The organism is Phaeodactylibacter luteus (genome assembly GCF_007993045.1).
Lineage (GTDB): Bacteria > Bacteroidota > Bacteroidia > Chitinophagales > Saprospiraceae > Phaeodactylibacter > Phaeodactylibacter luteus.
The window spans coordinates 1-877 of the sequence record NZ_VOOR01000160.1 but is presented as its reverse complement, the minus strand read 5'-3'; the positions used below and the strand labels follow the sequence as shown (position 1 = coordinate 877).

Here is an 877-nt window from a genome sequence, read left to right as displayed (position 1 = left end):
TTGCAGGCAATTAGAATGAAAATAAACACAGTCATATCCATTTTACTAATTTGTGCTTTATGGAGTTGTAAGCTTGATAAAGAAGGAACTGTAATTGAAGAAGATGGAGAAGAGCCTGTAAGAATAATGAAACCGCCAGGCAAATACTTTACTGATTTCGAGAATGAAGATTGCAAAATACAAATTGATAGTGCCAAGATTGATGTAGAAAACGGAAGGTTAGTATATGAAGATACTAAAGGAGGATGGTCTATAATTCGATATGATGATGAAATGGAAGAAATTCTGAAAGAATACGGAATTGAATATGTAGAAATTGGTCCAAATTGTACACTTGAACAAGAATGTTATGGTTACTACATGGACAGCATAATAAGTCAAAGATTTGGAAAAGAGTTTATCAAACAAATCGAACAAAAAGCAGATAGCTTGTTTTTGTCAAGATGGAAAACTAAAACTTATGAATATTGGGATATTGACGAATCCCCGTCTTATAAAGGTGATGCTGAAGTGTATATTGAGAATAGAGTCAAACCTCCATTAAACTGGGACTCAATACCAATGGAATTCGAAAGACAGTTTATAATCGTCGAAGTAACTATTAGCAATAAGGGAAATCTTGATAATTGGGAATTTGATGAGTTTTATAATTTAAAAGAATCTAATGAACAGTTTTTACCCGAATTAAAGAGTCAAATCAGCCAAATTATAAAAGAAATGGAAGAATGGACTCCGGGAAAACTTATTGGAAAAGATGTGAACTCGAAAATTTGGTTGGATATTGACTTGGATAAAGAAAGGTGAATTTAGAACTGCCTGCAACACCAGCTACCTGTCCATGCTCCTAACGTCGCACGGCAGGTAGCCCAACCGTTGT

Annotated in this window: 1 protein-coding gene; it reads left to right on the top strand. The window is 34.3% G+C overall.

The window, feature by feature from the left end:
- Positions 1 to 804 (top strand): hypothetical protein (locus FRY97_RS22575; RefSeq protein WP_170254851.1); only part of this gene is annotated, 804 nt, incomplete at its 5' end.
- Positions 805 to 877: the final 73 nt, after the last annotated feature.